At 66.8% G+C, this 25,682-nt stretch carries 26 protein-coding genes, 1 tRNA gene and 1 pseudogene; 13 read left to right on the forward strand and 15 right to left on the reverse strand.

Annotation, left to right across the window (positions count from 1 at the left end; genetic code table 11):
* Window positions 1-90: 90 nt before the first annotated feature.
* From ACOGJB_RS11750 to ACOGJB_RS11795, 10 genes are all read right to left on the reverse strand, one after another.
* A complete protein-coding gene (locus tag ACOGJB_RS11750; protein ID WP_419840729.1) occupies window positions 91-1,062 on the reverse strand; it encodes a peptidoglycan-binding protein in 972 nt (323 codons plus the stop codon).
* Entirely contained in the window at window positions 1,053-1,376 is a 324-nt protein-coding gene (gene trxA / locus ACOGJB_RS11755) for a thioredoxin (RefSeq protein WP_419837314.1), read from the reverse strand. Before trxA ends, ACOGJB_RS11750 begins: the two co-directional genes overlap by 10 nt.
* 77 nt (window positions 1,377-1,453) lie before the next feature.
* Window positions 1,454-2,518, reverse strand: a complete 1,065-nt coding sequence (gene trxB, locus ACOGJB_RS11760; RefSeq protein WP_419837315.1) for a thioredoxin-disulfide reductase — start codon at window positions 2,516-2,518, stop codon at window positions 1,454-1,456.
* Window positions 2,473-2,817 (reverse strand): hypothetical protein, encoded by a 345-nt coding sequence (locus ACOGJB_RS11765; protein WP_419837316.1) that lies wholly within the window; start codon window positions 2,815-2,817, stop codon window positions 2,473-2,475. The genes trxB and ACOGJB_RS11765 overlap by 46 nt, the downstream gene beginning before the upstream one ends.
* A gap of 173 nt (window positions 2,818-2,990) precedes the next feature.
* Window positions 2,991-4,499: a hypothetical protein gene (locus ACOGJB_RS11770; protein ID WP_419837317.1), complete on the reverse strand. Its 1,509-nt coding sequence runs from the start codon at window positions 4,497-4,499 to the stop codon at window positions 2,991-2,993.
* 29 nt (window positions 4,500-4,528) lie between these two features.
* The gene (locus tag ACOGJB_RS11775) at window positions 4,529-5,386 is read right to left on the reverse strand and encodes a DegV family protein (protein WP_419837318.1); all 858 of its coding nucleotides are present in this window, start codon (window positions 5,384-5,386) and stop codon (window positions 4,529-4,531) included.
* Window positions 5,383-7,182: a murein biosynthesis integral membrane protein MurJ gene (gene murJ, locus ACOGJB_RS11780; RefSeq protein WP_419837319.1), complete on the reverse strand. Its 1,800-nt coding sequence runs from the start codon at window positions 7,180-7,182 to the stop codon at window positions 5,383-5,385. Before murJ ends, ACOGJB_RS11775 begins: the two co-directional genes overlap by 4 nt.
* A 38-nt stretch (window positions 7,183-7,220) precedes the next feature.
* A complete protein-coding gene (locus tag ACOGJB_RS11785) occupies window positions 7,221-7,703 on the reverse strand; it encodes a CarD family transcriptional regulator (protein ID WP_419837320.1) in 483 nt (160 codons plus the stop codon).
* 177 nt (window positions 7,704-7,880) lie between these two features.
* On the reverse strand, window positions 7,881-8,276 hold the full coding sequence (locus ACOGJB_RS11790) for a DUF5318 family protein (protein WP_419837321.1): 396 nt from the start codon (window positions 8,274-8,276) through the stop codon (window positions 7,881-7,883).
* Between the two features lie 10 nt (window positions 8,277-8,286).
* Window positions 8,287-9,654 carry a hypothetical protein gene (locus ACOGJB_RS11795; protein ID WP_419837322.1) on the reverse strand — a complete coding sequence of 456 codons (1,368 nt, stop codon included), beginning with the start codon at window positions 9,652-9,654 and terminating at the stop codon, window positions 8,287-8,289.
* A 64-nt stretch (window positions 9,655-9,718) separates the two neighbouring features.
* Between ACOGJB_RS11795 and ACOGJB_RS11800 the strand changes: the two genes are divergently transcribed.
* The 7 genes and pseudogenes from ACOGJB_RS11800 to ACOGJB_RS11830 all read left to right on the forward strand — a co-directional run bounded on the left by ACOGJB_RS11800 (window position 9,719) and on the right by ACOGJB_RS11830 (window position 15,106).
* Entirely contained in the window at window positions 9,719-11,338 is a 1,620-nt protein-coding gene (locus ACOGJB_RS11800; protein WP_419837323.1) for a transglycosylase domain-containing protein, read from the forward strand.
* A 234-nt stretch (window positions 11,339-11,572) separates the two neighbouring features.
* Window positions 11,573-11,902, forward strand: a complete 330-nt coding sequence (rpsF, locus tag ACOGJB_RS11805; RefSeq protein WP_419837324.1) for a 30S ribosomal protein S6 — start codon at window positions 11,573-11,575, stop codon at window positions 11,900-11,902.
* 11 nt (window positions 11,903-11,913) lie between these two features.
* A complete protein-coding gene (gene ssb / locus ACOGJB_RS11810) occupies window positions 11,914-12,378 on the forward strand; it encodes a single-stranded DNA-binding protein (protein ID WP_419837325.1) in 465 nt (154 codons plus the stop codon).
* A pseudogene (gene rpsR / locus ACOGJB_RS11815) lies at window positions 12,378-12,638 on the forward strand (30S ribosomal protein S18); the annotation flags it as partial. The gene ssb and the pseudogene rpsR, both read left to right, overlap by 1 nt.
* A gap of 182 nt (window positions 12,639-12,820) precedes the next feature.
* Entirely contained in the window at window positions 12,821-13,270 is a 450-nt protein-coding gene (gene rplI, locus ACOGJB_RS11820) for a 50S ribosomal protein L9 (protein ID WP_419837326.1), read from the forward strand.
* A gap of 169 nt (window positions 13,271-13,439) precedes the next feature.
* Entirely contained in the window at window positions 13,440-14,840 is a 1,401-nt protein-coding gene (dnaB, locus tag ACOGJB_RS11825; RefSeq protein ID WP_419837327.1) for a replicative DNA helicase, read from the forward strand.
* Between the two features lie 5 nt (window positions 14,841-14,845).
* Window positions 14,846-15,106, forward strand: coding sequence for a hypothetical protein (locus ACOGJB_RS11830; RefSeq protein WP_419837328.1), 261 nt, complete (start codon window positions 14,846-14,848; stop codon window positions 15,104-15,106).
* Window positions 15,107-15,110: 4 nt separating this feature from the next.
* Here ACOGJB_RS11830 and ACOGJB_RS11835 read toward each other — a convergent pair.
* A tRNA-Gly gene (locus ACOGJB_RS11835) sits at window positions 15,111-15,181 on the reverse strand.
* 40 nt (window positions 15,182-15,221) lie between these two features.
* Between ACOGJB_RS11835 and dcd the strand changes: the two genes are divergently transcribed.
* Entirely contained in the window at window positions 15,222-15,800 is a 579-nt protein-coding gene (dcd, locus tag ACOGJB_RS11840; protein ID WP_419837329.1) for a dCTP deaminase, read from the forward strand.
* 201 nt (window positions 15,801-16,001) lie between these two features.
* On the opposite strand, the gene ACOGJB_RS11845 is transcribed toward dcd, so the two are convergent.
* The 3 genes from ACOGJB_RS11845 to ACOGJB_RS11855 form a co-directional block, all read right to left on the reverse strand.
* Entirely contained in the window at window positions 16,002-17,159 is a 1,158-nt protein-coding gene (locus ACOGJB_RS11845) for an ATP-binding protein (protein WP_419837330.1), read from the reverse strand.
* 101 nt (window positions 17,160-17,260) lie between these two features.
* Window positions 17,261-19,438 carry a heterodisulfide reductase-related iron-sulfur binding cluster gene (locus ACOGJB_RS11850; RefSeq protein ID WP_419837331.1) on the reverse strand — a complete coding sequence of 726 codons (2,178 nt, stop codon included), beginning with the start codon at window positions 19,436-19,438 and terminating at the stop codon, window positions 17,261-17,263.
* 216 nt (window positions 19,439-19,654) lie between these two features.
* Window positions 19,655-20,086, reverse strand: coding sequence for a Crp/Fnr family transcriptional regulator (locus ACOGJB_RS11855; RefSeq protein ID WP_419837332.1), 432 nt, complete (start codon window positions 20,084-20,086; stop codon window positions 19,655-19,657).
* 183 nt (window positions 20,087-20,269) lie between these two features.
* On the opposite strand from ACOGJB_RS11855, the gene ACOGJB_RS11860 reads away from it, so the two are divergent.
* The gene (locus ACOGJB_RS11860) at window positions 20,270-20,623 is read left to right on the forward strand and encodes a P-II family nitrogen regulator (protein ID WP_419551321.1); all 354 of its coding nucleotides are present in this window, start codon (window positions 20,270-20,272) and stop codon (window positions 20,621-20,623) included.
* Window positions 20,624-20,665: 42 nt separating this feature from the next.
* On the opposite strand, the gene gpmA is transcribed toward ACOGJB_RS11860, so the two are convergent.
* Window positions 20,666-21,388: a 2,3-diphosphoglycerate-dependent phosphoglycerate mutase gene (gene gpmA, locus ACOGJB_RS11865; protein WP_419837333.1), complete on the reverse strand. Its 723-nt coding sequence runs from the start codon at window positions 21,386-21,388 to the stop codon at window positions 20,666-20,668.
* Window positions 21,389-21,601: 213 nt separating this feature from the next.
* Between gpmA and dnaK the strand changes: the two genes are divergently transcribed.
* The 4 genes from dnaK to ACOGJB_RS11885 are packed head-to-tail and all read left to right on the forward strand — an operon-like array spanning window position 21,602 to window position 25,556.
* Window positions 21,602-23,419, forward strand: a complete 1,818-nt coding sequence (dnaK, locus tag ACOGJB_RS11870) for a molecular chaperone DnaK (protein WP_419840730.1) — start codon at window positions 21,602-21,604, stop codon at window positions 23,417-23,419.
* Entirely contained in the window at window positions 23,416-24,144 is a 729-nt protein-coding gene (locus ACOGJB_RS11875) for a nucleotide exchange factor GrpE (RefSeq protein ID WP_419837334.1), read from the forward strand. The genes dnaK and ACOGJB_RS11875 overlap by 4 nt, the downstream gene beginning before the upstream one ends.
* Window positions 24,145-24,153: 9 nt before the next feature.
* Window positions 24,154-25,128, forward strand: a complete 975-nt coding sequence (locus ACOGJB_RS11880) for a DnaJ C-terminal domain-containing protein (RefSeq protein WP_419837335.1) — start codon at window positions 24,154-24,156, stop codon at window positions 25,126-25,128.
* On the forward strand, window positions 25,125-25,556 hold the full coding sequence (locus ACOGJB_RS11885) for a heat shock protein transcriptional repressor HspR (protein ID WP_419837336.1): 432 nt from the start codon (window positions 25,125-25,127) through the stop codon (window positions 25,554-25,556). Before ACOGJB_RS11880 ends, ACOGJB_RS11885 begins: the two co-directional genes overlap by 4 nt.
* The last annotated feature ends 126 nt before the right edge of the window (window positions 25,557-25,682 follow it).

Genomic DNA, 25,682 nt, shown 5'->3' on the forward strand with positions numbered 1-25,682 from the left:
GCCAGCCGGTGCTCGCAGCCTCAATCTGAACTTGTTGTCCACTAACTGTGGACAACTTGGGGAGAAGCACGCGATTGCTGGAACCGGTGGTCAGACAGCGGGATCGTCGGCGAGCAGGTCGCGTGTCGAGCCGGCAACCACGTCGGCCACCTCCCGGCTGCGAGCGAGCAGAGCGTCAATGCGCTCAAACCGGCACAGCACCGCGGGCATGGCGCTCTCGCGCAGCATTGGCAGCCCCATGCCGTTGGTCGGGATGGCACCGAACATTGGTTCGAGCTTGCCGGCAATATCGGCTGCGAGCTTGCGACCTGCGCGGCTCACAAAGTGACGGCCCTGGAAGTAGCTGACCGACGGCGCGGCGGGCTTCACCTCGAAACCGATGTAGACGGCTGCGCCGAAGCGGTTGACCTGCGCGGCTTGCGTCGACCAGTCCGGATGATGAACGGTAAGCACGTCGGCGCCATTGCGCCCGATCTCGCGCCGCACCGAGGCGGTCACGGGTTCGAGTCCGCCGGCTTCACCCACCGCGATGCGATGTCCAGCCAGCTGCCCGCTTGCGGATTCGAGGCGCTGGCGTTCGGTGATGTGGGCAACCACCGACGCGTCACCGAGCGGTCGCACCAAGCGCTGCAGCGTCGCCACGGTGCGGCCGCCGCAGACGCCGTCACCGCCGAGGCCCACGTTCACCTGGAAGTCGGCGAGTGCCGCCGCGGTGAGCGGACCCCAGATCCCGTCGATGCGGCCGAGGGAGAAACCCAAGGTGCTGAGCATCCGTTGGACCTCGGCGACGTCGTCACCCCGAAGGTTCGGTGTGCGCAAGTACAGCAGGCGGTCGCCCAGCCGCTGCCCTGCCTCGATCAGCAGCGACCAGGTCTCGGGACCGCAGATGCCGTCGACATCGATCGATCGCTGCGCCTGGAATGACGTGACGGCTTCGGCAGTCGCCGAGTCGAAGAGTCCGGTGATGGGGCCATGCCAGTGGCCGGTTGCGCTCAGGCGGTGCTGCAGGTCTCGAACGTGCGGACCTGCCGCGCCGATGCCGAACGGTCGGATCAGAGGAATTCGCCGATCTCCGCGAGCAAGGCGCTCTTTGGCTTCGCGCCGACGAGGCGTTTCGCCGGTTCGCCGTCTTGGAACATGATGAGCGTGGGAATGCTCATCACCTGGTAGCGCATAGCCAAGTCGGGACTCTCGTCGACGTTGACCTTCGCGATGCGGATGTTGTCGTGCTCCGAGGCGATCTCCTCAAGAATGGGGGCGATCATCTTGCACGGTCCGCACCACTCGGCCCAGAAATCCACCAGCACCGGGCTGTCAGCACTCCCGACGGTCTCGTCGAACGTGCTGTCATCCAAGGTGGAAATGCCTTCGGCCATCGCTGGCTCCTCATCTCGTGGTTGTCGCGAGGTTACCGCTGCGATCTCGCCCAATGGCGGCTCAGCGTGTGGGGGCCTCAGTGGCCTTGGGCCTCGAGCCAGCGCTCGGCGTCAATGGCCGCCTGGCACCCTGAGCCGGCCGCTGTCACTGCTTGGCGGTAGTAGTCGTCTTGTACATCACCGCAAGCGAAGACGCCCTCGATGTTCGTACGGGCGCTGCCGGCATCGGTCATGAGATAACCATTGGGCTTGCGATCGAGCCAGTCGGCGAACAGCTCCGTGTTCGGTCGGTGGCCGATCGCGATGAACAGGCCGGTCACGTCCAGCGCCGAACGCTCCTGGGTCTCGGTGTCGATGAGCATGACGCCTTCGAGCTTGTCATCGCCCCGGATTTCCACCACCTGTCGATTCCACAGGAATTCGATCCGGTCGTTGGCGAGTGCCCGGTCCTGCATGATCTTGGAGGCCCGCAACTGGTCGCGCCGATGTACGACGTACACCTTGGATGCGAATCGGGTCAAGAACATGGCTTCTTCGAGTGCGCTGTCGCCGCCTCCGACCACTGCGATTTCTTGGCCGCGGAAGAAGAAACCGTCACAGGTGGCACATGTCGACACCCCGTGGCCGATCAAGCGCTCCTCGTCGGGCAGCCCCAGCATCAGGCTCTGCGCGCCGGTCGAGACGATGACGGTTCGGCTCCGGTAGCACTCGTCGCCGACCCAGACCGAGAACGGTCGTTCGCTAAAATCCACGCTCGTGGCTTTGGCAGTCACGAATTCGGCGCCGAAGCGCTCCGCCTGGGCGCGGAAGTTGACCATGAGATCGGGACCCATGACGCCGTCGGGGAATCCGGGGTAGTTCTCCACGTCGGTGGTCAGCATGAGCTGGCCTCCAGGCTGATCGCTCGTGGAGGAGGGCTCACCTTCGATGACGAGGGGCGCCAGGTTCGCCCGTGCGGTGTAGATAGCGGCAGTGAGACCAGCCGGACCGCTCCCGACGATGATGACGTCGCGGGGCTCAGTGCCGCATGGGGCGGCATCATCGGACCCAGTGCCGCATGGGGCGGCATCATCGGGCTCAGTGCCGCCGGAGCCGTTCATGTCCCGCTCGCGGTACGCGGGCGACGCTTGGACCACGCCCATGCTCCGGCACCGCCGAACACGCCTGCCGCGATCAGGTGCGCCGACCACACGTCACCGGGCACCGCGATGTCGAGTGCCCGGATGGCGGCAATTGCGATGAGCACCACGACAGCGACGGCTGCGGTCATGATGACGAGGCCGTACACGACGGCGCGAGCGGCGGTGAGCAGCGGTCCGGTCGTGCGTGCGCGGACGGCCTCGACCAAGTCGACGAAGCGAGCGACCGCTGCATCGACGCTGTCGTCAGCTCCCTCGGGTGGATTCTCGGGCGGACGGCGTCGCCCCCGCTTCATAACCATCGGCGGAAGCCTACGAGACAGGGCCATCCCGCAGCGAAGGCGACGGGCGGCGCAGTCCCGAGAGGCCGCGCGGATAGGTGAACCTTCCCGCTGTCGCACCAGTTGTTTCCCGCTCTTGTTCGCTGTCGCTCACGGGCCGCACGGGCCACGGCTTCGCCTGTCGGCTCAACCGCTTAGCGCGTCACGGCATCGGTGCTGGGCGGTGCTTCGACGGCGCCGCCGAGCGTGGTGCTGACTTCAATCCGCGAAATGGTCACCCGGTGGCCGCCGTTGGGCAGTTCGTTGCCGAGATCGGTGATCCACACGAGCAGGGCGGCGGCGTCGGTGGTTGGCACATCCAGCGTTGTCGATCCGGTGATGTCCTGCGTGATCGCGACGGGGCTGCCCCAGTCGATCAACGTGCGATTGCGCTCGCGAGATGCGTACACCTCGAAGGCCCACCCCACGGTGGGAGAATCGATCACGAGGCGATCCACCGGTTGGGGCTCGTCGCCGCCGAGCACGACGATGAGCCCAACACCGTCCTTGAGCCCGCCGAAATCGCGGGAGTTGTAGCGCGCCGTGCTCCACCCGGTCGTCGGGTCGCCGTCGTTGATGAAGATGAGGCGTTCGGGATGCTCGACGCGGTCGTCACCAGCGGGATCGAAGTCGGTGATGGACTCGAGCAGGAGCGGCGCGCGACGAACCTGGGTCGTCGTCGGTGCCGGCGGTGTGGTCGGCGTGGCGCGTGGCGCGGTGGTCGCGGTAGCAGGCGGATCCACCGTGACCAGCGTCGGGGTCCCCGTGACGGGGGCGCGAGTCTCGGCGTCGGGTGGCGCGTCGGTCTCGGGTTCAGACGGCTGCTCGATGACCAGTGCGACGCCGACCAGCGTTGCGGCTGCGGCCAGCAAGACGCCGACTGGCGCCAACCAGTGCCCTTCGGCTTGCCATACCGACCTGCGATCGGGGCGGTCGCCGTCGGTTGCTGGCAACTCGTCCACGACAGAACGCAGCGCGAGCAGCATCGACGGGACATCGGGCCAGGGATCAGACGCGCTGATGGCCCGCGCCAGCACTGGCGCGACGACATCGGGCACAACGTGATCGAGCTCCCAAGTCCCATCGGGCCGGCGCTTGGGCGCAGCTCCGGCGAGGAGCCGGTGCGCGAGCACAGCGATTGACGCCAGGTCGGCTCGCCGTGTGGCGGGAATCGTGACGGCGTCGTCGGTCGGCGGGCCGTTGAGAATGACCCATCCCACTTCGGCTCGCCATCCGATGTAGTCGGCGTCGACCCCTCCGTGAGCAAAGCCCGCGCTGTGCAGGACCGCCAGCGCCTCGGTGACCGCGATGACGATGCGGATTGCCTCGGTCGCAGCGAGTCGCCTGGTGTCGGGGCCCGCCGAGGTGATCTCGTCGATGAGCATCCTCGTGGGCAGCTGCTCGGTGACGATCGCGAAATGGTTCGCGTCGTCGTAGGTGTCGAGGATGTGGAGCAGGCCGTGGTGTTCCACCCGCGCGAGTGCCTTGGCCTGCAGGCGCAGCCGATGACCGATCTCGCTGTCAGCCGTCGCGCGGCGGATGGTGACGGGCCGATTGAGCGTGCGATCCAGACCGGACCACGTCTCGACGGCACCTGGTTGCAGCAGCTCGCGCCGCTCGTACCGGTCGTTCGAGACTGTGCTGGTGTGATCTGTGCTGCTCACTCCTGTGGCGGCGCTGCCAGGGGGTTCACCTATCCGCGCTCCTGTGTGACATACACGACCCCGATCGTGCCGACGCCCGCATGTGCTCCGACCACCGGCCCGATCAGCATCACCTTGGGCTCGCTGACGGTGAGCGGAGCGATCCGCGCCACGAAGTCGTCTACGTCGTCACAGTCGGCGTGCATCACCGCGATCTGGGAGATATTCGAGCTCTCGGCGTCGACCAGGTTGACGAGGTGCGAGAGTGCTCGGCTGCGCGTGCGCTGCTTGCCCGCCGGTTCGACGCGGCCGTCTGTGACCGTGATCAGCGGCTTGATCGACAGCACCGAGCCGAGCAGTGATTGCGCTGCGCCGATGCGGCCGCCCTTGCGCAGATTCTCCAGCGTGTCCAGCGCTGCGTGGACGCGGACGCGTTCCGATGTCTCTCGTGTGGCGTCGGCGACCTCGGAACCGCTGGCGCCGCCGGCCGCGAGCTCAGCGGCTGCGATGACCAGCAAGCCGAGGCCTGCGCTGACGGTACGGCTGTCGACCACATGGCACATGAGGCCCTCTGGGGGTTGAGATGCCGCCTGTTGTGCCGCTTCAATCGTTGCAGAAAGATCGCCGCTCAGCGTGATGACGACCACTTCGCTCGCGCCGGCGTCAGCGGCCCGCTGGTATGCCTCGGCAAAGGCACCGGGGGAGGGAGCGGCCGTGGACGGCAGCTCGTCGCTGGTGCGACTGCGTTTCCAGAAGTCGGCCGTGCTCAGCTCGACGCGATCGGTGAACGACTGCATGCCGAAACGGATCTCCAGCGGCACCACCGTGACGCCCAGGTCTGCGGTGACCTCCTCGCTGAGATCGCAAGAACTGTCGGTGATGATGTGCACGGGGGCTTGCGCTGTCATCGCGGCGGCCCTCCCTCGTTGTCGTCGGTGGGGGACTGGGACTGGTCTGAGTTGGTGTCGGTGTCGGTGTCTGCGTGAGCGTCGTCGGGCGGGTGCTGCCGGTGCTGTCCCATGACGCCGGACAATTGCGAAGTTAGCGCTCGTGCGGCGGGCAGCCGCAGCGCCAGACCGCAGCCGATGTGAAGCCCCGCCATGGTGAACCCGGCGATCACAACTCGCAGCACTGACGGCAGCGGCGCCAGCACGAGCGTGACCGGCAGTCCGACGACGAACGCCACGACGGCCGGCACCATGTGGCGGGCGAGAGTGCCGCCGAACATCCGCTGTGCGGGCCAGTCGGCCTGTCGCGGCAGACCCGTTCTGGAGGGTCGGCGCTGCAGGACCGCTCGACGCAGCAGCGCCAGTTCCACCCACGCACCCACTGCCGCGCCCAGTGCCAGACCCACCGCGCCCAGGCGGGCAGGCAATGCGGGTTCGGAGCGGATCTTTGCGTCCAGCAATGACCAGGTGGACTCCAGCGAGAACAGATCGATATCGCCGAATCCGGTGAGGGCGCCTTCCACGATGAGCACCCGGTCCAGCGGCAGCATCAGCGCCGCGCCGATGACCAATGAGACGGTCAGCCGGATGGCTGCGATCGAAGCGGCGGTGCGTGTGTCGCGCGCGGCGAAGAGGACGTTCTGGCACAGCCGCGATGCCACGAGCGGCACCAACCCAAGCGAGTAGGCGCCGAGCACCAGCGCGATCAAGGTGATGTCGTCATCCGCGATGGCGTTGCGCAGCCCAGCGAGATTGAACACCGAGTCGGTCAGCGGGCCGCCGGCGGCAAAGTAGATCGCCATCACGCCCGACACGCCGAATGCAGTCGCGCACAGGCGCTCCGACGTGCGCTGCGCAACCTCGGCGGGGTCGCGGATGCGGCTCAGCTCGGTCAGCTCGGCCGCGGCGATGCTGGTGCCGATCAGGCTCAGCGGCAGCAGGTACAGCGTCTGCGCGGCGGCCATCGCTGCCGCCGCTCCCACGCTGAGCAGCGAGGCCAGCGCGAGATCCAGGAAGGCGGAGATCTGCAGCACCCCGCGCCCGGCCACCGCGGGTCCGAACCGCTTGATGACGCCTGCTGCTTGCGGTTCTCGCCACTTGAAGTTCAGTGCGATCCACCGATCCGCCCGCCAGACACCGCGTAGCTGCACGAGCACCTGGGCCGCTGCACCGGCGGTCACGCCCCAGGCCAACGCGGTCGCGCGGCCGGTGCCAGCGACCCCCCACGCGAGCACGCCGACGAGCACGGCGATCTGGGTGGCATTCCATACCACCGGTGCCACATAGGACAGGAAGAAGCGCCGGTGGCTGTTGAGCACGCCCAGGCACCAGGCACTCAGCACGGCGAGTGCCGTACCGCACACCGTGATGCGCACGAGCGTCACCGTCAGCTCGAATCGCTCGCCCACGAATCCCCAGGCGATGAGCCGCACCAGGGGTCGTGCGGCAAAGATGCTGATCAGCGCTGCGGTCGCGGTGATCGCGACCAAGAACGTGGCGATCGCGCCGGCCAGCCGACCCGCGGCACGCTCATCGCGCTCGGCCAGCGAGCTGTACGCGGGCACGAATGCCCCCGAGAGCGCACCCTCCCCCAGGAGGTTCTGCAGGAAGTTCGGAATGCGCATCGCCGCAGCGAAGGCATCCCCGATGGTGCCGATCCCGAGGACGTTGGTGACAAGCGCCGTGCGTGCGAGACCTGCCAGTCGTGAGGCGCCGATTCCTGCGGCTGCTGCCGCGGCACCCTGCTGGCGGGGCATCTGGTTCGCTTGGCCTCTGCCGCCCGATCGCTGCTCGCTCAGCCGGCGAGCCGCAGTTCTACCTGTTGGCGGGCCTCGTCCTCGGTGACGTCCATGCTGATGGACAGCTCCGAGACGAGAATCTGCCGAGATTTCTCCAGCATCGACTTCTCACCGGCCGAGAGGCCCTTGGCGTTTTCACGAAGCGCGAGGTTTCGCACTACCTCGGCGACTTGGTAGATGTCGCCCGACTTCAGCTTCTCTTGGTGATTCTTGAAGCGGCGGCTCCAGTTGGCGGGCTCGCGGACGTCTTTCTTGGCGAGCAGCTCGAAGAGATCTTCGACGTCGTCGGTGTCGATCGGCGGTCGCATGCCCACTTCGTCGACCATGTCGGCGGGGACCTTGACGGTCAGATCGCCATGGGCGGTCTTGAGCACCAGATATTCGCGGGACTCGCCAAATTCGTCTCGCTCCTCACGGGCTGTGATCTCCGCCGCACCGTGATGGGGGTAGATCACGCGATCGCCAAGCTCAAACTTCATCGTCACCTGCCGAAGTCATCGATCAGACCGGCGTACAGACCGGGCCAGTCTTGCGAGCACGGACTAGTCGAGGCCCGCAACGGACTGCCATGAGGATGCCAGAAACTCCCACTCCTGCCACTGCGGGGCCCACGGTTCGGATTCTCATCGCGCCGGCGGTGATGCCGCGCCGGGAATTCAGCCGGTGTTGAGGGGGTACTTGCGGATGAGGTGATTCCAGCCGCACTCCGGGCATACCTCAAGCTCGTAGGCCATGAAGCTGCCGTTGCGCCGTGCGACGCGCTGGAGTTCCGCGTCGGAGAGCACGCACTTGCCGCCGCTGCCCATCCGGGGACCGAAGACGTACCCGACGATGCGCAAGTCGCCCTCGGGGCACAGCGGGCAGCGCCTGCCGAGGGGCGGAGCGGCGTTGCGAGCGGCCCGCAACAGGTCTGGGTGGGCATCGCAGGCCTCGGCCCGTGACACCACACCTGCTTCCACGTCGGCGAGCAGCCGGCGGCGCTTGAGCCGGTAGTCGACCGATCCGGGAACCGGTGGAGCAGGCTCTGGTGCGATGTGAGGCTGGAGCGCCACGCGGCTCACGCTAGTGCGCTGGCTCAAATGCGCTCGGCCCCTCGTGCTCTTGGCCTCGATCCCACGCTGAGAGCAGGTCATACGCTCGCTGAGCGCTCAGCGGGCCATGTTCGATCTGCTGAGTGCGCAGCCATGCCAGCGCTTCGCCGACCACGGGGCCCGACCGACCGAGCACTTCCATCACGCGGTGGCCGTCCACCGGGAGATGCCTGAGGCCGGCGCCTTCGGCCGCGCGAATCTCAGCCAACCATGAGGCGTGAGGCTCGCAGAGCGCTCGGCCCCATGCGGTCAAGCTGACGGTTGCGGCGTCGAGTTCGGGGTCGTAGTCGGCGATCAGTCGACGAGCTGCCCTGCGCCAGTCGTCGGCGTTGTTTCCGGTGTCGATGGCCTCAGCGACAGCCGTCTCGAGCGACCGGGACGCCCGGATGATCGCGGCGACCTTGCGGGTCGTCGAGCTGGTGCAGCGCAGCGCGGACAGCGAGCGCGCCGCGGCAGCTCCGTCGTCGCACACCGGTCCGAGCAGGACGGCCCAGCGCAGTGCGACTGGATCCTCGAGGTACGCATCGAGATGGGCGATGTCGTCGAGCGCTGCGGCGGGGACCGCCACGTCGGCGTGCTGCCAGGGCGGCAGCACATCGCCGAGCAAGCCCGTTTCGACGAGGAAGCTGACGCCGGCGGAGGGCCGGGGCAGCTCAAGGAGCTTCCTCAGCTCGGCTTCAATCCGTTCGCGCGACACGATGGCCAGCCGCGGGCGCGAGCTGCGCACTGCCGAGACGAGCTCTGGCGTCGCGACGAGCGAGAGCTGCGCGCTGAACCGGGCCGCCCGCAGCATCCGCAGCGGGTCGTCGGCAAACAGGCCTTCGGGGGCCGACGGGGTGCGCAGAACGGCGTTCGCCAGATCCGCCTGGCCGTTGAAGGGATCGAGCAGTGTCCAACCCGGCAGCTCGATGGCCATGGCATTGACGGTGAAATCGCGCCGTCCTAGGTCGATCGCGACATCGTCGGAGAATCGGACGTGCGGCTTGCGCGACCCGCTGTCGTAGGACTCGGCCCGATGAGTCGTGATCTCCACCGTGGTCCCGCCTCGGCGCGCCCCGATCGTGCCGAAACGCTTTCCCTGCTCCCAAACGGTGTCGGCCCAGGGGGCCACGAGCTCCGCGATCCGATCCGGGATGGCATCGGTGGTGATGTCGATGTCGCCCGTCAGGCCGTGACCGAGCAGCGCGTCACGAACGAGCCCGCCGACGAGAAAGAACCGATGTCCCGCGCCGGCGAACGCGGTCGCCAGCGGCCCGATCCGCTCGGCCAGCTCTCGCCGGTCGTGGTCGCTCAGCGCTCGTGTACCCGGCCGGGGCGCTTGAGCCGGGGTCGATCCCATGTGTCCGAGGGTACAAATCGACTGTGCGCAAGTTGGCCCGCCGGTTCGCTGTACTCTGCGCCGGATGCCCGCTCGGCAGCGCTGGGCCCGATGGCTGCTCTGGCTCGTGCTGGTGATCGCGATCGCAGTGGGCGCCGGCAGCCGGCTGTTGGACAGCCTGCCCTCGACTCCGTCGCACGCTTCGGTGGCGCCGAGCGTGCTGTATGACCGCCACGGCACGCCGATTGTCGAGATCGGCCCGAGTGTCCCGCACGCATCGCTGGGCCTCGAGGACATGGCGCCTGCACTCGTCGACGCCATGGTTGCGGTGCTGGACCCGAGCTTTCTGGAACGAGAGGGCGTCGATGCCGCGACGTATGCGGCATCGCTGCGTCGCGCCAGGGGCGGTCCTGAACCGGCGAGCGAAGGGATCATGCGCAGGTACCTCGACATGGTCCACCATGCGCGCGACGGCAGCCTCGACGAAGCACGCATGCTGCTGGCGGAGTTGCGGCTGGGACGCGAGCTCAGCCGGCCGGAGATTCTCGAGCGATTTGCCAACATCGCCTATCTGGGTCGTGGTGCCTACGGCGTGCATGCCGCGGCCAACGCGTGGTATGGCGTCGCAGCCTCGGACCTCACGGTGACGCAGGCGGCGTTCATCGCATCACTCGTCGACGCCCCCGGGGGCGTCGATGCCGCGTCGGGACCTTCCGACGATCCGAACCAGTCAGCGCGGCTGCGCCGTGATCGGGTGCTGCTGGCGATGTTCGAACACGAGGTGCTCACATCCGACGAGCTGGCTGCGGGACGATCCACCCGCGTCGAGGCCGGCATCCGCCCGGCGACCGGCCTCGGTGTCGGCGCGGCCGACCCTGAGGCCCCTGACGTCGCGGCAGGCGGGTTTGTCCGGATGCTCATCGCCGACGCCGGCTTGGGCGCGGCAGTGGGGTGGGCGTACATCGAGCTCGTGGAGAGGTACGGCATTCACCGGGTCGTCACCGGTGGCCTGCACGTCACGACCAGTCTCGATCTGGAGGCCCAGCGTGCAGCGCTGCGTGCCGTTCGCCGCCAGATCGGCGACACCACGAGTGGCGATGTCGGCGTCGACGTCGTTGTGCTGGACCGCAGTGGCGACGTGCGTGTCCTGGTGACCGCCTCCCGGGCCACTCCGGCAGTCGACATCGATGTGGCGTCGCTGATGCGGCCGCGGCCGGTGGGGGATCTGCTCGGCGCCGCAGCAGCTGACCTGCAGCGCTGGATCGCGCCAGACGTAGCTGACGAGGTGGTCGCTCAGACTGCAGACGCCGCGCAGGTTGCAGCGGCATTCAGCGTTGCCGCTACCGGCGGGGAGGAGCGCACCCCCCGGATCGTGCTCGAAACCGGTGACGGCGCGCCGAACCTGTCGCTGACCGAGCGCACTACCGACCGTTGGCTGATGCAGCGCACCGCGGTTGGGGAGCCAGCGTCGATCTCGGACCTGAGGGCGGGCATGGCCACGTTCACCCTGCCGTGGGGTGCATCGGCGCTCGGCCGTGCCGGGGTCTCCCCGCAGACTGGCGACGCGTGGTTCGCCGGTTGGACCGATCACTACACCGCCGCGGTGCGGGTCACTGCGAGCTCGCCGCCGGGCGAGCTCGACGCTGCGTCACGGGCGAATGAGTTGTTCACGACAGTGCTGGACACGCTGCACTCCGTGCCGTAGCGGACACGCGCGGATGTGGCCCGCCGGAAATTCAGTGTGCGATCGACGAACTCTGGGCCTAGCGTTGCGGGCGCACCACGGGCACTTGGTTGCCCGTCCAGCCGCAAGCGTCCTCGACGCTTGCTGCGAGCCCGCTCATTGGGGCCGGGTTCGCAAGGTGGGTGCACCAACCAGTCCCTGCCCCGCGAGGGGCCCCGCCCCGGCGGGTCCACAGGAGGTCGCCCCCAATTGCGCGTGTACGAGCTGATGGTCATCTGCGACGGTGACTTGGAGAATGCTGAAGCCCGCAAGGCCATGGACGAAGTCCAAGGCCGGATTTCGGAGATCGGCGAGGTCGCCTCGTTCGATTTCTGGGGTCTGCGCGATTTTGCGTACGAGATCAACCACAAGACACGCGGCTACTACTCGGTGATCGAGTTGCGGGCTGAGCCCGGAGCCATGGACCCAGTTGAGCGGTATCTGCGGATCGCGGACGAAGTTGTCCGCCACAAGCTCATCAGACTCCCCGACGACGAAGCGCAACGGCGCGGATTGCTCGGCGAGGAGTCGACCAACAGCCACTAAGCGGAGGCGTCATGGCTGACAACACCATCACCGTGGTGGGAAATCTCACCCGCGATCCTGAACTTCGATTCACTCAAACCGGCCGCGCTCGAGCAGTGCTCGGCGTCGCCGTAAACCGGCGGTGGATGAACCGCCAGACGAACGACTGGGAGGAGCAGGTCAGCTTCTTCAACGTGGTCTGCTGGGCCGAACTGGCCGAGAACGTCAGCGAGTCGCTGGCGAAGGGCAACCGCGTGGTCGTCAACGGACGGCTCGAACAGCGCAGCTGGGAAACGCCGGACGGCGAGCAGCGCAACGTCGTGGAAATTGTTGCCGACGAGATCGCACCGTCGCTGCGCTGGGCGACAGCCGAGGTCACCCGGACCCCGAGGGGGCCGGCCGGCGACGCGGGCGGGTCTCGTGAGCGTCGCGGCGGCGGAGCTTGGGAATCGGGCGACAGCCCGCCGCAGCAGTCACCTGAGGAGGAACCGTTCTAATGCCACCACGCAAGCGAACCGGGCGAGCCCGCACGAAGGACCTGCGCAGCCGACCGCGCCGACGCAAGGTCAGCCCGCTCACGACGGCCGGCACGTCCTACGTCGACTACAAGGACGCAGAGCTGCTGCGGGCCTTTATCTCCGAGCGAGCCAAGATCCGGTCCCAACGCGTCTCTGGCAACAACCGCCAGCAGCAGCGTGAGGTGGCGCGCGCGATCAAGACCGCTCGGGAGATGGCGCTGATCGAGTACGCGCGTCGGCCGATGACGCAGCGCCGCGGTGACAAGCGCCGCGGCGGGCGTCCGGGCGACGACCGCCGGCCGCCTGGTGATCGAGCAGGTGGGCCTGCGGGCGACGAGCAGGCGCAGCCCGACAGCGAGATCGACGAGCAGCTCGACGAGATCGTTGATCAGGCACCTGCGCAGATCGGCGGAGAACGAGCATGAAAATCGTTCTGCGCAGCGATGTCGACGGCGTCGGCACCGCTGGATCCGTGATCGATGTTGCGGACGGTTTCGCGCGGAATCACTTGATCCCGCGCGGGCTGGCCCTGCGGGCGATGGACGGAACCGTCGACCAGGCCGCTGCCATGGCTCGGGCACGTTCAGCGCGTGACCTGCGTGAGCGCGAGACCGCCGAGCGTGTCGCCAAAGAACTGGTCGCGAACGGTGTGACGATCGCAGCGCGCGCGGGCTCGGGCACGCACCTGTACGGATCGGTCACGACCACCGAGATCGCTGCTGCGGTGACCGCCCGTACCGGCGCTGATGTCGACCGGCGCAAGCTGTCGATGGACGCCCCGATCCGGACCATCGGCACCCACGAGGTCTCCGCACGGCTGCACCCTGAGGTGGCATTCGCGTTCAACGTCGAGGTAGTCGCGCTCGACTAGCGCTCGGTCTGCGAGCCGGGTCGGTACCCGGTCTTGCCGGCTTTGATGTGACAGCCCTGCTGTGAACTGAGGGCATGGGTACGCACCGATACACGACCTGTGGACAACTGGCCGCCTGTGCACAGGCGGGGGCCGCGATTTCCACCGGAATTCCACGTTCTTTGCCCAAGTGCTCCACGGGGTGCACCCGGCAAGGTATGCGGCAATGAGTCTTGCCGAGCTGCCGACCGATGTCGCGCGTCGAGCCGGTGGCCGGGTACCACCTCAGAACATTGACGCGGAAGAGTCCGTGCTCGGTGCGATGCTGCTCTCGGGTGACGCCATCGGTGCCGCGGTCGAGCGTCTTGATGCCGATCATTTCTACGTCCCAGCGAATGGCTTGGTCTTCGAGGCGATCGAGTCGCTCTATGTCACCTCCGAGCCCGTCGACTGTCTGACCGTCGCCGATCAGCTCGAACGCACCGGCAACCTCGTCGCCGCCGGGGGGCCCGAGCGCCTGCTGGCACTCGAAGCCTCCACGCCGACGCTCACCCACGTCGACCGTTACGCGCGGATCGTGGAGGACAACGCGTTGCTACGGCGCTTGATCGCTGTCTCGTCAGAGATTTCCGAGCTGGCCTACAGCCGGCCCGTCGATACGGCTACAGCGATCGACCAGGCGGAGTCGATGGTGTTCAGCGTGGCCGAGCGCCGCATCGTCGATTCCACGCAGTCGTTGCACGACTTGCTCGACGAGAGCCTGGACCGGTTGGAGGAACTGTACGAGCGGGGTGACGCGTTCTCGGGCCTTGCGACTGGTTTCGCCTCGCTGGACAGGATTCTGGCCGGCATTCAGCCGTCGTCTTTGGTGGTCGTGGGCGGCCGTCCCGCGATGGGCAAGACGGCCTTCGCATTGACGATCGCCTCCAGCGTGGCCCTCGAATTGCAGCAGCCGGTGCTGCTCTTCTCGCTGGAGATGAACCATGCCGAACTGACGGGTCGGCTGCTGGCCTCCGATGCGCGTGTCGACGCCACGCGGGTGCGTACTGGCCAGCTGCGCGCAGAGGAGTGGAACAACATCACGCGCAGCGTGGGACGCCTAGGCGATGCGCAGATGTGGATCGACGACAATCCGAATGTGACCGTCACCGAGATCCGCGCCAAGGCCCGGCGGCTGCGCAGCCGGCTCGGCGGCTTGGGGCTCATTGTGGTCGATTATTTGCAGCTCATGAGCGGCCGCGCGAATGCCGAGAACCGCCAGGTGGAAATCGCCGAGATCTCACGTGGTCTCAAGATCTTGGCCCGTGAGCTCGAGACCCCGATCGTGGCGCTCTCCCAGCTCAGCCGCAACCTCGAGTCCCGTAGCGACAAACGACCGATGCTGTCGGACCTGCGCGAGTCGGGTTCCATCGAGCAAGACGCGGACATCGTCATGTTCATCTACCGCGACGAGGTCTACGACGAAAACACCGCCGATCATGGGATGGCGGAGATCATCGTCGCTAAGCACCGTAACGGGCCGACCGGCACCGCGCGCTTGGCATTCTTGTCCCAATTCACGCGCTTCGTCGACATGGCGCACGAGAACTGATCACCATGTTCGGAGTTGCCGCGCTCACCGTGCTGTCGGCTGCGGCCAACGGCGGTTCGATGTTTCTCGGCGACGATCTCATCCCGTACTTGGTGTTGGCACTGGGTGCCGCGCTGTTCGTGGGCAACGTGGCAGCCATGGTGCGGCCTCGGCGTGCCGATGAAGGCGGGCAACCGGTGCGAGCGCCAGCGCGGCGAGCGGTGCCGCTGGCACTCGTGGGATTCGTCGCGGCCCTCTGGGCCCTCGCGACGCTGCTGGCAGGATGAGTTGAGCGGGTGAGGGGAATCGAACCCCCGTTATCAGCTTGGGAAGCTGAAGTTCTGCCATTGAACTACACCCGCGGAACGAGGCCGGAGCCTATTCAGATGGAAGGGAGCCGAGGTGATCTTGTCGGACCGAAGCATTCGTGAAGCGCTCGAGAAGGGCCGCATCATGATCGAGCCGCTGGGCGACGCCGCGGTGCAGCCTTCGTCGGTGGACTTGCGGCTGGATGCCACGTTTCGGGTCTTCCGCAATCACACGCGCCAGGTCATCGACGTCATCGAGGACCAGACCGACCTGACCGAGGAGGTAGAGGTCGCCGCGGGTGATGCATTCATCCTGCATCCCGGCGAGTTCGCCTTGGGTTCCACCCTCGAACGCGTGGCAGTGCCCGACGATCTCGTCGGGCGCATCGAAGGCAAATCGTCGCTGGGGCGGCTCGGCCTGCTCATCCACACCACAGCCGGGTTCGTCGATCCCGGCTGGGACGGTTACCTGACCCTCGAATTGTCCAACGTGGCCAACCTGCCAATCACCCTGTATCCCAGCATGAAAATCTGCCAGATCAGCTTCATGGAGATGACCACGCCGGCCGAGCATCCCTACGGGGCTGAGCTGCTGGGGTCCAAGTACCGGGGCCAGCGCGGCCCTACGCCGAGCCGCTACCACGAGAACTTCCGCTCCCGCCGCATGCTCTGATCGGCGGCTCGCGTGGTTTGTCACACCGCTCGGCTACCCTGGAACAAACGCGCGCACCGGAGGAGATGTCGATGTCGCAGTCGTACACCTCCGTACCCCACCGTTGGCAATCGCCGAGCTGCGTCAGCGGATCCAAGCAGCTGCGGCTTGACGCGGGGTAGTCCCGAACGTGAAGTGCAAGCACGGTGCGCCCGTGGTGGATCAGCGATTACTTGGGGAGAGGCTGGGGTCTTCCAGGACGGCATTTTGGGCGCGTTTTCTGAGCGCGTGGTGGCGGTAGGCGACGCGGGCCCCGTTCCGGTCGTCAATTGCGCCGGCGCTGAGGAGACGGCGGCGGTAGACGCGTGTGTACTGCAGGTCACGCCCGATTCGGTCGGCGATATCCGGCAGCGCGGAATCATCACCGTCATCGAGCATGGCCACGAGGAATCTGCGGTCCATGACGGAGAGCCGATTCCAGATGGGACCTGCGATCTGGCCGACCATCGCGTGGTCGGCTTCGACGATGCCCGCACGGACGTCTGCAACGCTGACGGAAGCAGCGGAGTTCGTCCGCATCTCCCATGCATGGAACCCGACGAGCTGGATCATGTAGGGATGGCCGAGCGTGGCGGCGACTGCCTCGTCCAGCGCGTCACCGTCGATGTCGCTGCTGGAGTCTTGGATCGGCTGGCGAATCGCTCGGCGGGCGTCCGCGGAGTCGAGCGCATCCAAGCGGGCGCGGGCGCATCGCTGGAGGAACGTCATGTTCGCGTCGGCCAAGTGCGTGTTCTCAATGAAGGCCAATGCGGCGGCTGCGAATGCGAGCGGCCGTTGTTTGCGTCGTGTGACGATCTGCACTGCCGACGCCACGTCGCGTACATCGTCGCGCTCGGCGTCGTGCAACTCGTCGACGGTGATGAGCAGGCCGGCGCCGATTTCTTGGAGCACCTCGGCCAACCGCTCGAGAGTGGTCAACAGGCTCGCCCCGGCCGGTGCACCATCACGGTGCCCCTCGTCGACCATCTCGATGCTTACGCCGAGTGCGCTGATCGAACTGAGGCGGGGCCGCCGAGATTCTGCCGCCAAGTCGGCGAGAAGGCGCTGGGCTTCGTTGGTGATACGTGTGGACAGCGATTCTGTCGACGCAGCGGCGGTGATCGACTGCCAACCCCGCTCGGCACAGCGGGCTTCGAGCACGTTCAGCAGAGCAGTCTTGCCGGTGCCGCGCTCGCCTGTGATGAGCAGGGTGTAATCCGGGTGTGTCGGTCCCGTGTCGAGTGCAGAATCGAATCGCCGCAGGATGTCACCACGGCCCGCGAACAGCGGAGGCGGTGCGCCGAAGGTCGGCGCAAAGGGATTCACCGCTGGATTGGGCACGCTTCCCACGGTAGCGGCTGAGCCTTCTTGCGGTTTTTCGTTTTTTCGCCTGTTTTCGTTTTTTCGCGTTTTTTCGCGTCTCGTCGCCGCGATTGGGCGACTCAGTTCTCGCCGGCTTCGAGGGCGTCGATGAGGTGGATGGAGATGTCGGCGACCTTGACCTGGTCGTCTTCGACACCGTGGCCCTTCACGCCGTCGTCGATCATGATGTAGCAGAACGGGCACGCGGTAGCGATGCGGTCGGCGCCCGTGTCGAGCAGCTCGCGTGAGCGCTCGTCGTTCACCTTGGTGCCGAGGGTTTCTTCCATCCACATCCGTGCACCGCCTGCCCCGCAGCACATGCCCTTGGTGCCGTTGCGCGGGGCTTCCACGATCTCGACCCCGCCCAGGCTGCCGATGACGTTGCGCGGCGCCAGGTAGACGTCGTTGTGGCGGCCCAGATAGCACGAGTCGTGGTACACGACCCGCTCGTCCAGGCGCGCCTGCGACAGATCCAGGCGCCCGTCGGCCACGAGCTGTTCGAGGAACTGGGCGTGGTGAATGACCTCCCAGCTCCCGCCGTATTGCGGGTACTCGTTGCGCAGCGTGTTGAAGCAGTGGGGGCACTGGGTGATGATCTTGCGGACGCCCATGCCGTTCAGCGCAGTGATGTTCTCCGCGGCGAGCATCTGGAAGAGGTACTCGTTGCCCGAGCGCCGCGCGCTGTCGCCGGTGCAGTTCTCGCCCGGGCCCAAGATCGCGAAGTCGACGCCGGCGCGCTGCAGCAGCTTCGCCGTGGCCACCGACACCCGGCGGTTCTTGTCGTCGAACGATCCGGCGCAGCCCACCCAGTACAAGTACTCGTGGTCGAACGCGTCGTCGGGATCGACCACCTCGACTTCGAGGCCGTCAGCCCAGTCGGCCCGCTCGCCGTTGTTGAGGTTCCACGGGTTGGCGTTGTTCTCCATGCCTCGGAATGCAGAACCCAGCTCTGCGGGGAACTCGCTCTCCATCAGCGTCAGGTAGCGACGCATGTCGAGGATCTTGTCGAGGATCTCGATATTTACTGGGCAGGCCTCGTCGCACGCCCTGCAGGTGGTGCACGCCCAGAGCTCCTCGTGAGAGATCCGTTCAAACATCGAATCGGCCGACACGGTGATCTCGGCGTCGGTGCCGATCGGCGGCGTCACCTGGCCGTGATCGCCGGTCGCCGCCATGATCTCGCCCGTCTTCAGCACGATCTCGCGGGGATCGAGCGGCTTGCCCGTGGCGTGAGCCGGGCATACCGCTGTGCAGCGGCCGCACATGGTGCAGGCGTCGGTGTCGAGCAGCTGCTTCCAGGTGAACTCGTTCACCACCGACACGCCGATGGTCTCGATGTCGTCGGCTTCCATCAGATCGGGCACCATCCGCATGGCGCCCTTGGGCCGCTCGCGGTCACGCAGGTACATGTTGAGCGGCGAGGTGAACATATGCCGCAGCATCGTGATCGGCAGCATCACGAGGAAGGCCATGAAGCAGCCCACGTGGGCAATCCACAGGGCTTGGTGCCAGCCTCGGATGTTCGCGAGGCCGTCGAATGCGGCCGACATCGGGTAGCCGATGAACGACCACTGCTCGTATGCCGGTCGGCCGTCGATCACGATGCGCATGGCCTCGGCCACGAAGCCGGTGGCGCCCAGAGCCGCAAGCACGATCAGGATGACCATGTGCTCGGGCCGTGACTTGATCCGGATGCGATACGGGCGCGCCACATACCGTCGCACGATCGCCCAGACCGCTCCGACGACGAAGATCAATCCCGCCAAGTCGCCGACGAAACTGAAGCCCTGGTAGGTCGGCCCCACGAGGAACTTCGCCGCCGTGGGCAGCTGGTGATCGATCTCGAGCGTGGTCGTGACCGCCAGCAGCACCAGGAAGCCGTAGTAGAGCAGCGCATGCATCACGCCTGCGGCAGGGTCGCGCAGCAGCGTCTGCATGAGCACGCCGCCGCGGTAGTCGTGCAGCCGCCGCCCGACGTTGGACGCGGTGGTGGGGCGCCGGTCGGGCGCACCGCGCTGCCAATTGCGTGTGCGCTGGGAGAAGTTCCATGCCCCGTAGACGATCAGTACGCACGTCAAGGCGTAGAACGCGAACTTGACGCCACCGGGCACGTTGCCGAACACCTCGCGATGCGCCTCTTCGGTGTCGGAGTGGAATCCGAACACAGCCGCCGCAATGCCCGAGGCCGCGGTGATGGCAGCGAATGCGATGCCGATGCCCAGCACAAGCTGGTGCGGCCGCAGGGGTGGCTTGCTCACGCTGGCGAAGTTAGCTGACGACCCCGCGGCCGCCGGGCGCCCAAGAGGCCGAGCCGGTCAGCGAGGCTGTGGCCCGAGCGGCCCGTGGGCGCAGCGAACCAGAACGGGGAGTGAGAGGCACCACAGCGAAGAGGTTCATTTGCCCGCGCACTCCGGTGGACGTGAGGGGCGTCGTCGGGCTCACGATGTCGCGAGGGCCACAGAGTGTGAGTCGGTTCAGCCGTAGAGCTTGCGATTCGCCTTGCGCAGGCGACCGGCCAGTTCTGCCAGCAGCTTGTGCGCGACCGATGGCGTGCTGTCGATGATGCCCTTCAGCTCGCGGCGCGAGAGCATGATCGTCTCCATGTCTGTGGCGGCCACGACCGAAGCGGTGCGCGGGCCGTCGTCAAAGAGCGCCATCTCGCCGATGGACTCGCCGGGTCCGATCTCGGCGACCTTGCGCCCGTTGCGCCGCACGACTGCGGTGCCGTGCACGATCACGAAGGCATAGCCCCCCGACGGACCGCCGCTGCCCTCTTCCACAATGTTGTCGCCGGCCGTGAAATCGACTTGCTCGGCCCTGCGTGCGATGTGCTGGAGTTCCTTCTTGCTGCAGTCGGAGAACAGATCAACTTCACGAAGACTCTCCGCACGATTCGCTACGGTCATGTCTCACTCCTTGCCACAGTGGCCTATTGCGCCGGGGCTTGCAGGCCCACAAGCGCCGGACCATAGCACGCGTCCGGCCCTAAAGTCGGGCCGAAGACTTGCGCCCGCTGCCCATTCATCGGACAGGTTGCGTGCAATCAGCCCCGAGGCGTGCGACGCTGGGGGGTGAGTCGGGAGGGCGCAATGGTTGAGGCCTCGGTCGCAATGGTGACAGCGGTCATCAAGCCGCACCGGCTGGAGATGGTGCTCGAGGCACTGAGGGATCTCGACATCACTGGGCTGACCGCGTCGGAAGTACGGGGATTCGGCCGCCAGGGCGGCCACACCGAGACCTACCGGGGCACCGAGTACCACGTCGACTTCATCCCCAAGGTCCGTATCGAAGTGCTGGTGGCGACCGAGCTGGCCGAACGTGTGGTGGATGCGATCGTCGAATCCACCCGTACCGAACGCATCGGGGACGGCAAGGTGTGGGTCACCTCGGTGAACAGCGTCGTGCGCATCCGTACCGGCGAGCGCGGCATCGACGCCCTGTAGCGGCGCACCGGCGCTGGGTGACTGCTGCGCACTGCGAGCGGCTCAGCGCAGATAACGGTCCTGCACAGCGCACTGCCGCGCGACCTGCAGATCGCCGCGGAGTTCGTACACCAGCGGCACCCCGGTCGGAATGTTGAGCTCGGCAATCTCGGCATCGCCGATTCCGTCGAGGTGTTTCACGAGCGCCCGCAGGCTGTTGCCGTGGGCTGCCACCAACACGGTGTCCCCCGCCGCCAGATCAGGCGCGATGGCGTCGTGCCAGTAGGGCAGCAGTCTCGTCACGACGTCGGCGAGACACTCGGTGCGGGGCAGCTCGTCCGCAGCCAGGCCGGCGTAGCGCGGATCGCCCGAGACGTCGAAGTCATGGTCGGCGGGCATCGGCGGGGGAGGCACGTCGTAGCTGCGACGCCAGAGGTGAACTTGGTCGGCGCCGTGCCGTTCGGCCATCTCGGCCTTGTTCAGACCGGTGAGCGCTCCGTAGTGCCGTTCATTCAGACGCCAGTGCCGCCGCACCGGCAGCCAGCCCCTGCCCATTGCATCGAGCGTGGTGTTGGCAGTCTGAATGGCACGCCGAAGAAGCGACGTATGCACGACGTCTGGCTCGATGCCCGCCAGCGCGAGCGCCGCTGCGGCGCCGCGGGCTTCAGCGTCGCCTGCGGCGGTCAGTCCTACATCCCACCAGCCGGTGAAGCGGTTCTCGAGATTCCAAGCGCTCTGCCCGTGGCGCAAGAGCACGAGCGTGTGCGTCTCTGCGGCCGGTGACATGGGCGTGCACGGTAGCTCGCAGACGTTGTGGCCATGGGCGCGCCCGCCGCCACAGCACCTTCTTGGCCTCGATTGGGTGGCTCTGATGTTTCAACCGGTAGGATCACTGAGGGAAATTGCTAATAAGACACTCAACTTATATGCTTGTCCTAGCTACCAACCCGCATCCTTGGCCGCTGTGGGCCGGGATGCATCATGATGAAAGGCGCAACGATGCCCAAGGCTGTCGGAATTGACCTCGGAACCACGAACTCGGTGGTGGCCGCCATGGAGGGCGGCGAGCCCGCCGTCATTGCCAACGCCGAAGGCGACCGCACGACGCCGTCGGTGGTGGCCTTTGCACGCAATGGCGAGGTGCTGACCGGCGAGGTCGCCAAGCGGCAGGCAGTTACGAATCCCGAACGGACAATCGCCTCAGTCAAGCGCCACATGGGCACCACGTGGGGCAAGTCCATCGACGACAAGAACTACACGCCACAGGAGATCTCGGCCCGAGTACTGCAGAAGCTGAAGCTCGACGCCGAGCAGTACCTCGGCGACACGGTCACCGAGGCGGTCATCACCGTGCCGGCGTACTTCGACGATGCGCAGCGGACCGCCACGACGGAGGCCGGCAAGATCGCCGGGCTCGAGGTGCTGCGCATCATCAACGAGCCCACCGCCGCAGCGTTGGCGTACGGCCTCGACAAGGAGACTGAGGATCAGACGATCCTGGTGTTCGACCTCGGCGGGGGCACCTTCGACGTGTCGGTGCTCGAGATCGGCGACGGCGTCTTCGAAGTCAAGTCCACCGCCGGCGACACCCGCCTCGGCGGCGACGACTGGGATGCCGCGGTCGTGGCGTGGCTGGCGGCGTCGTTCAAGGGCGATCACGGGGTCGACCTGAGTTCCGATGCGATGGCCTGCCAGCGTCTGCGAGAGGCGGCCGAGCAAGCCAAGAAGGACCTGTCGTCGAAGCAGACCACCCAGATCAACCTGCCGTTCATCACGGCAACCGACAGCGGTCCCCTCCATCTCGACTATGAGTTGAGCCGGTCCAAGTTCGAAGAGCTGACCTTCGACCTGCTGAAGCGCTGCCGCTCTCCATTCGAGCAGGCCATCAGCGACGCAGGCCTCGGGAAGGCCGACATCGACCATGTGATCTTGGTGGGCGGTTCCACCCGCATGCCCGCTGTGCAGAACCTGGTGACCGAGCTCACGGGTCGTGAGCCCCACAAAGGCGTGAATCCCGACGAGGTGGTCTCGGTCGGTGCGGCCATCCAGGCCGGCGTGCTCAAGGGCGATGTCACCGATGTCCTGTTGTTGGACGTCACGCCGCTGAGCCTGGGCATCGAGACCAAGGGCGGTGTGATGACGCGCCTCATCGAGCGGAATACCACCATCCCGACGCGCCGGTCGGAGATGTTCACCACCGCTGAAGACGGTCAGCCGTCGGTGGAGATCCACGTGCTGCAGGGCGAGCGAGAAATGGCCGGCGGCAACAAGACGCTGGGCAAGTTCCAGCTGGTCGGCCTGCCGCCGGCGCCGCGAGGCGTCCCGCAGATCGAGGTGGCGTTCGACATTGATGCAAACGGCATCGTGCACGTGTCCGCGAAGGACAGCGCGACGAGCAAGGAGCAGTCGATCACCATCACCGGGCAGTCAGCCATGTCGCCCGAGGAGATCGAGCGGATGGTCTCCGACGCGGAGGCGCATGCCGCTGAGGACGCTCGGCGCCGTGAGGAGGCTGAAGTCCGCAACAACGCGGACACGCTCGTGTACCAGACCCGCAAGCTGCTTGACGAGCAAGGCGACAGCGTTGCCGCGGACGACAAGGCGCCTGTGGAATCGGCCTTGGCGGCTGCCAGCGAGGCGCTCGAGAGTGATGACCTCGACGCGATCCGGTCCGCAACCGAGACGCTCGCTGCGGCCAGCGGCGCGTTCAGTCAGAAACTGTACGAGTCTGCGGCCGCGAACACCGCTGCAGGTGCCGACAGCACCGGTTCCGACGACGATGTCGTCGACGCGGAGATCGTGGACGAGGAGAAGTGAGCGCCTCAGCACCCGAGCCGTCTGAACCGGGGCCGTCTGAGGCCGCCGTCGATGTCGTCGACGACGCCGGAACCAGCGAGCCCGACAGCAGCGAGCCTGACGCCGGCGAGACCGACGAACTTGCTGCAGCGACTGCGGAGTCACCAAGCGAGAGTCCGCCGGATGTGGATGACTTGACGCAGCGAGCTGACCTGCTGGCGCAGCTTGATGCCCTCACGGCCGAGCGGGATGAATATCTGGACCAGCTGCAGCGGCAGCGAGCCGAGTTCCAGAACTTCCGTAAGCGAGTCGAAGCGGAGCGACGCCAACAGGTCTCCGCTGGCGTCAGCCGCCTGGTCGAGTCGCTGCTGCCAGTGCTCGACGGGTGCGACGCGGCCACTGCACAGGGACACGGTGAAGTGGCCGCCGTCGGGCAGTCGCTCATGGTGGCCCTGGGCAAGGCAGGACTCGAACGAATCGACGCAGTCGGGGAACCCTTCGATCCCAACCAGCACGAGGCAGTGACGATCGAAGCGGCACCCGAACCCGGTCCGGCGGCATTTGATGACGATGCTGGAGCGTCCCCAGACGCCGCCGCGATTGGAGCTGATGCTGGCGAGCCAGAACTTGGCGGCGAAGTACTCGGCGGCGAAGTCCACCAAGTGGTGACCGCGGAGTTGCGCAGCGGGTTCCGTTTCGACGGCCGTGTGCTGCGTGCCGCCATGGTCAAGGTGCGTACGGGGTAGGCGGCAGCGATGGACCCACGACGCGAGTGGTTCGAGACCGACTACTACGCGGTCTTGGGCGTCTCGCCCGACACGTCGGGCAAGGAGATCACCAAGGCCTACCGCAAGCTCGCGCGCAAGCACCATCCGGACTCGAGCGACGGCGACGAGGCACGCTTCAAGCAGCTCTCCGCGGCGTATGACGTCATCGGCGACGCCGACAAGCGCACTGCCTACGACGAGGCGCGCCGGTTGGGGCCCGCTGGTTTCGGCCCCCGCACGGGCGGCTTCGCGTCGGGCCCGGGAGGCTTCAGCGTCCGGGTCGAAGATCTCGGTGACGTTGGCGGCCTATTCGGCCATCTGTTCGGCAATGGTCGCGGCCGCGGCGGCCCCTTGCCGATACGTGGTCACGACTTGGAAACCCGTGTCGGCATCTCGTTCCGCGATGCGGTCTTTGGAGCAGTCACGGAAGTCGCGGTGCCCGACTCATCGGGGGGTGGGATTCGGAACGTCAAGGTCCGCATTCCCGCCGGCGTCGACGACGGCGGGCGGATCAGGCTGGCGGGCAAGGGCTCGCCGGGTTCGGGCGGGGGACCGAACGGCGATCTGTTCGTGCTCGTCGACGTGGCACCCGATGCCGACTTCGGCCGAGACGACCGAAACCTGACCGTCAGCGTGCCGATCACGTTCCCCGAGGCCGTTCTCGGCGCCGATGTGAAAGTGCTCGACTTCGACGGGAACTCCGTCACGCTGCGCATCCCGCCGGGGACACCTTCGGGCAAGACCTTCCGGGTGCGCGGTCGCGGCATCGCCACCCGCCGCGGCACCGGCGACTTGCTCGTGAGCGTCGAGATAGTGGTGCCGACGAAGCTGTCGTCCGCGGAGCAGGCCGCCATCGAGGCGCTGGGTGACGTCACTGATTTCGAAGGAGGCACGAGCCGGCGACAGCGCAATGCCGCCCCGGAGCCGGCGACACTCGCCGATGCGCCAGGAGCGACAACATGAGCGAACAGCCGAGGCGAACGCCGTCTGTTTCAGAGCGCAACCGGGCGCTGTACGTCATCTCCGTGGCGGCCGAGCTCGCCGGTGTGCATGCACAGACACTGCGCATCTATGAGCGCAAGGGCCTCGTGGCGCCCGCACGCACCTCAGGCGGGAGCCGGCGCTACAGCGACCGCGACATCGCCATGCTCAACCGCATCAGCCAGCTCACCAGCGAGGGTCTCAACCTGGCAGGCGTCAAGCGTGTGCTGGAACTGGAGGAACGTGTGGCGGCCTTGGAGCGCAAACTCGCCGATGTGCAGGCCGAGGCCGCCGCTGTCGTGGCCGAGACGCACCGGCAGTACCGGCGCGACTTGGTGCCGCTGCCGCAGACCGATCTGGTCCCGCGACCAGGTTCGGGGCACGGGGGAGGGCCGCATCCACAGGGTTGAGACGTGCACCTCTCTGGATAGCCCCCAGCGCCGAGGCAAGGGCAAACTTGAGTCGTTACCTATCAAGTTTGCTGATATAATAGTAGGTATGAATCATGACGCCGATCCTCGCAATCATCCGCTGCC

It is taken from the genome of Candidatus Poriferisodalis sp., assembly GCF_965208895.1.
Lineage (GTDB): Bacteria > Actinomycetota > Acidimicrobiia > Acidimicrobiales > Poriferisodalaceae > Poriferisodalis.

Coding starts and splice junctions, on each gene's coding strand:
- trxA (WP_419837314.1), bottom strand. CDS start 1,376: ATGGCCGAAGGCATTTCCACCTTGGATGACAGCACGTTCGACGAGACC.
- trxB (WP_419837315.1), bottom strand. CDS start 2,518: ATGGGCGTGGTCCAAGCGTCGCCCGCGTACCGCGAGCGGGACATGAAC.
- ACOGJB_RS11765 (WP_419837316.1), bottom strand. CDS start 2,817: ATGGTTATGAAGCGGGGGCGACGCCGTCCGCCCGAGAATCCACCCGAG.
- ACOGJB_RS11775 (WP_419837318.1), bottom strand. CDS start 5,386: ATGACAGCGCAAGCCCCCGTGCACATCATCACCGACAGTTCTTGCGAT.
- murJ (WP_419837319.1), bottom strand. CDS start 7,182: ATGCCCCGCCAGCAGGGTGCCGCGGCAGCAGCCGCAGGAATCGGCGCC.
- ACOGJB_RS11785 (WP_419837320.1), bottom strand. CDS start 7,703: ATGAAGTTTGAGCTTGGCGATCGCGTGATCTACCCCCATCACGGTGCG.
- ACOGJB_RS11795 (WP_419837322.1), bottom strand. CDS start 9,654: ATGGGATCGACCCCGGCTCAAGCGCCCCGGCCGGGTACACGAGCGCTG.
- ACOGJB_RS11800 (WP_419837323.1), top strand. CDS start 9,719: ATGCCCGCTCGGCAGCGCTGGGCCCGATGGCTGCTCTGGCTCGTGCTG.
- ssb (WP_419837325.1), top strand. CDS start 11,914: ATGGCTGACAACACCATCACCGTGGTGGGAAATCTCACCCGCGATCCT.
- rplI (WP_419837326.1), top strand. CDS start 12,821: ATGAAAATCGTTCTGCGCAGCGATGTCGACGGCGTCGGCACCGCTGGA.
- ACOGJB_RS11830 (WP_419837328.1), top strand. CDS start 14,846: ATGTTCGGAGTTGCCGCGCTCACCGTGCTGTCGGCTGCGGCCAACGGC.
- ACOGJB_RS11855 (WP_419837332.1), bottom strand. CDS start 20,086: ATGACCGTAGCGAATCGTGCGGAGAGTCTTCGTGAAGTTGATCTGTTC.
- ACOGJB_RS11860 (WP_419551321.1), top strand. CDS start 20,270: ATGGTTGAGGCCTCGGTCGCAATGGTGACAGCGGTCATCAAGCCGCAC.
- gpmA (WP_419837333.1), bottom strand. CDS start 21,388: ATGTCACCGGCCGCAGAGACGCACACGCTCGTGCTCTTGCGCCACGGG.
- dnaK (WP_419840730.1), top strand. CDS start 21,602: ATGCCCAAGGCTGTCGGAATTGACCTCGGAACCACGAACTCGGTGGTG.
- ACOGJB_RS11880 (WP_419837335.1), top strand. CDS start 24,154: ATGGACCCACGACGCGAGTGGTTCGAGACCGACTACTACGCGGTCTTG.
- ACOGJB_RS11885 (WP_419837336.1), top strand. CDS start 25,125: ATGAGCGAACAGCCGAGGCGAACGCCGTCTGTTTCAGAGCGCAACCGG.